Here is a 3062-nt window from a genome sequence, read left to right on the forward strand (position 1 = left end):
CTATGGAAGAAATCGTGAACAATCACATCAAGTTTATAAAGCATGTTATCAACAGTGTTTGGATCAGTGATGGTGAATCGCTGGCCAAGTTGTACAAGATGTTGGATAAGAGTGAAACAGAATTGAACGAATTACGGGGGCTTGAATAATGGCGAATGAAGTAATTAATCTGCCAGACTACACGGTGGACTATCAACCGGTACCAATTAAAATTAACAATTTGGAAGGATTGCAGGCGTCCATTGCGCAATATGTATCGCGTTACTCAAATTTAGTAATTACCGAAGATAACGTAACTGACAGCAAGCAAGTGCGGGCCAAATTGAACAAGCTCAAAAAGGCGCTTGATGATCGGCGCAAAGAAATCAAGCGAAATTATAATCAACCATTACGTGAGTTTGAAACCGAGGTAAAAAAGCTTGAAGCCAGCATCGACATGATCATTGATCCGATTGATGAAGGGCTTGGTGAGCTGGAGGTTCAACGCCGTGAACAACGCAAAGCTGACGTGATGGACTTGATTGCTGAAATGGCACCCAATTACGACGTTGGGGTGGATGAAATTGAATTCGATCCTCGTTGGCTGAATAAGAGCATCAGCAACAAACAAATCACTCAAGAAGTTGCATCGTCGATGACGGTGGTAAAGCAAGCCAAGGATAAGTTGGCTACTGCCACAACGATGATTACCAAGTATGCTCAAGCAGTCGACGTTGATCCCATCCCATGGATTGACCAATTGAAGCAAGGACAGGACGTTCAGTACTTGTTGCAGGCAATTGACCGGCAAGTTGAATCAGCCAAAGAACGTGAACGTCAGCGAGAGCTTAAACAGCAATTGGCTGCAGAACATCAGCAAGAAACGAGTACCGGTAAAATTGTCGATACAGACACCGGCGAAGTAGTGTCTCTTACTCGAACTTTGAAAATTACAGCCACTAAAGACCAGATGTGGGGGCTATCTTCATATATGAAAAAGAATGGTATTAAATTTGAGGCAGTGATGTAGATGAAGTTTTATGCGGATGGCAACATTCCGGTGATACCAAATATGTACTTCATATACGGTGATGGTGGTACCGGTAAGACCAGTGTAGTGAAACAGTTTGTAGGCCACAAGTTGTTGTTCAGTTTCGATATGTCGAGTAATGTCTTGATCGGTGATAAGGACGTCGATGTTATTATCTTTGAACATCGCGATATGCCGAATATTCAGGCCATGGTTGAACAATATGTCATGCAAGGCATTCAAGACACTAAATATCAGGTAATTGTATTAGACAATATTACAGCACTTCAAAACTTGGTATTGGAAAATATTGATAATGCTGCTAAGGACAATCGTCAGAATTATCAAAAATTACAATTATGGTTTCGTGATTTGGGAACCATTTTAAAAGAAAGTGGCAAAACGATTTATGCTACTGCTCATCAACTTGATAACGGATCATCAGGAATTAGTGGCGAGGGTCGTTTTCAAGCTGATATGAATGAAAAAACGTTTAACGCATTTACTTCGATGTTCGACCTAGTAGGCCATATTTACTTGGCAGCGGGTGAACGAATGATTGATCTGGATCCAGAAAAAGGAAATCACGCTAAAAACCGATTAGATGATCGCAAATTGATTAAAGCTAATGAGCTAATTCAGTCAGAAAAAGGAGAGAAATAAAAATGGCACTATTTACAGTAGATACAAATAATATTCTCGGACAAGCAGTGGAGGAGGCCGGAACATACAATGTGGTGGTTGCTCCCAGTTCTCAATACACGACAACTCAACAAGCCGGGAACCCAATGGCAGTATTTGATTATGAAGTGCTCGATGGAAAATATAAGGGTGGCCGAATTCGATTCGACAATGAAGTGTGGGATACCAGTACAGAGGAGAAAGGTAACCTTTCGATTAAACGGTTTAACACGATTGCGGTTGCCCTAGGCGCAGCTAATGGGACTTCATTTGATTCGATTCAGCAATTTGTCTCGCAAGCCGTTGGCAATAAACTGGCTGTCACGGTCGATTGGGAAACTGGCCAAAACGGTAAAACTTATTTAAGCGTCAAAAGTCACAAACCATTTATGCAGGATGGTAGCAAACCGAATGGTGTTAAGCGGCCAGCAGGCAGTAGCAATACAGTAAATAGTGGCTTTGGCAATCACAAAAGCACAAGTGGTGGTTTTGGCACGACGACTAATAAGCAACAAGGTAATGGATTCAGCGCTCCAGCAAATAGTAACGCTGGTAATGTACAAGCCCCAGGATATAGTAATCAATCAGCTAATAGTTACCATGGCGGTGGTTTTCCCCCAATTCCAGACGGATCGCCCTTCTAATTTGAACTGGTTATTAAACAAAACTTCCAAACATTGGGGTGACTAGATGCAACAGTCACGAGCGCAGTTAATTGAGCAGGATGGTCAATACTATTTGGTTACACGGTTAGATGAGAAGCCTAATTTAGACCATATAGAGACCGTTAGTGGCTCCCACAGCCAATTTTATGTGGATTGGGAAATAGCTGACACACGTAAAGCTAGGCCGCAACAGCGACGCTTGTTCTTCGCGTTGCTTAGTGACATCTATACGTGGTCAGGCATGCCGACAGACTTCTTGAAAAACTTGTTTTATTTGCAGTATGAGTCATATACGTTTGGCAAGCAGATTAGCCTGTCAGACACCACAGAATCGTCTGTGAGCGATGCTAACCAGTTACTCGACCTAGTCATCGACTTCATGTTTGAGTGGCACGTGCCGTTCAAGGAAGGCTATAAGCTATTGCCACGTGAGCAAGAATATTATCTGTTTCAATGTTGCCGCCACCGAGTTTGCATGATCTGCGGTAATCGTGCTGATATCCATCATGTAGACGTTATCGGAGCCGGCTTGAACAGAACACACGTTGACCACACTAAACGGCACGTTATGGCATTGTGTCGAGTCCATCACAGCGAGATTGAGCAAATTGGCTCCGTGGCATTTAGTGCAAAATACCACGTCCCGGTAGATGGCATAAAACTAGATAAAGAAACGTTAAAACGAATTGGCTTGAAAGGTAAATACA

4 protein-coding genes are annotated in these 3062 nt (G+C 42.6%); all 4 read left to right on the forward strand.

The window, feature by feature from the left end:
* Nucleotides 1-148 precede the first annotated feature (148 nt).
* Nucleotides 149-1009, forward strand: coding sequence for a DUF1351 domain-containing protein (locus tag MMY95_RS15340; RefSeq protein WP_087509040.1), 861 nt, complete (start codon nucleotides 149-151; stop codon nucleotides 1007-1009).
* Entirely contained in the window at nucleotides 1010-1672 is a 663-nt protein-coding gene (locus tag MMY95_RS15345; protein ID WP_087509038.1) for an AAA family ATPase, read from the forward strand.
* Nucleotides 1673-1674: 2 nt separating this feature from the next.
* Entirely contained in the window at nucleotides 1675-2334 is a 660-nt protein-coding gene (locus tag MMY95_RS15350; protein WP_241277799.1) for a DUF669 domain-containing protein, read from the forward strand.
* 46 nt (nucleotides 2335-2380) lie between these two features.
* A partial coding sequence (locus MMY95_RS15355) for a putative HNHc nuclease (RefSeq protein WP_241277800.1) occupies nucleotides 2381-3062 on the forward strand: 682 nt, incomplete at its 3' end.

It is taken from the genome of Lactiplantibacillus sp. ME-2 (assembly GCF_022549155.1).
GTDB lineage: Bacteria > Bacillota > Bacilli > Lactobacillales > Lactobacillaceae > Lactiplantibacillus > Lactiplantibacillus plantarum.